This is a genomic window from Flavonifractor sp. An82 (assembly GCF_002159265.1).
In the GTDB taxonomy this organism is placed as follows: Bacteria; Bacillota; Clostridia; order Oscillospirales; family Oscillospiraceae; genus Flavonifractor.
This window is the reverse complement of sequence record NZ_NFHG01000055.1, coordinates 1-950: the sequence shown is the minus strand read 5'-3', so window position 1 is coordinate 950 and position 950 is coordinate 1. Positions and strand designations below refer to the sequence as shown.

Below are 950 nucleotides of genomic sequence, written 5' to 3'. Positions count from 1 at the left end.
ATCGGCAAATGGATCTCCACCCTGAAAAAGCGCCCAGTGGTTGCCGCCTTTACGGCTACAGCACCGGAAGCCTACCGCTCAAAAATATGCTCCCTTCTGGGCATGGATGAGCCTGAGGTATATGTCAACTCCCTGGAGCGCTCCAATCTGATCCTCATCCGGGAGGACTGCTCCACCATGACCATCAAGCGCCGCTTGTCGCGGCTGAAGTATCATCTCAAGAAGTACGGAAAAGAGGGCCGTGTGGTCATTTACTGTGCCACCCGCAAGCATGTGGATCTGGTTACCAATTATCTATCAGACCGGTTTCCCGGTGAGGTGGTCAAGTGCCATGCCTATATGGACCCGGATAAGCGGCTGAGAAACGAGACGAAATTCATCCGCAACCAGAAGAGAATTATGGTCGCCACCACTGCCTTCGGCATGGGCGTGGATGTGCCCGATATTCGCCTGGTAGTCCACTTTGAGTTGCCTCTCAGCGTAATTGACTATTACCAGCAGATTGGTCGAGCGGGCCGGGATGGAAAGAAGTCCCGCTGTGTACTGCTCTATGCCCCTGAGGATCGGGACCAGAACGTCAATATCCTCTGCAAGGAGGACTATGACGAGTCCCTGCAAAAGCTGCTGCTGGACCGGCTGGATGAGATGGTCCGGATCGTCACCGGTAAGGTCTGCATCATGCAGCAGGTGCTGACCGCACTGGGTGAGAAGAAGCCCAACACCTGCCGCCACTGTACCAACTGCCAGCGGAACAGGAGGGGGTAACATGAAACTGAAGCAAATCCATCTGGGCCTCCATACCATCGAACTGTATGCCGGAAAGCTCAAGTATCACCAGATCCAGAAGACCATTGATCACCTGGTGGACCAGAGATCCATCCAACAGATCTATTCCGATTCCTACTCCATTGACCGGCATTTGAAGAGCACCTATCTGGTGGATCAGGGTA

The 950-nt window shown here is 53.9% G+C and carries 2 protein-coding genes; both read left to right on the top strand.

The genetic code is table 11. The annotated features are described in order from the left end of the window. Positions 1–765 (top strand): helicase-related protein (locus B5G34_RS18150; RefSeq protein WP_162609538.1); only part of this gene is annotated, 765 nt, incomplete at its 5' end. Between the two features lies 1 nt (position 766). Then, the coding region (locus B5G34_RS18145; RefSeq protein ID WP_140397305.1) for a hypothetical protein at positions 767–950 on the top strand (184 nt) is incomplete at its 3' end.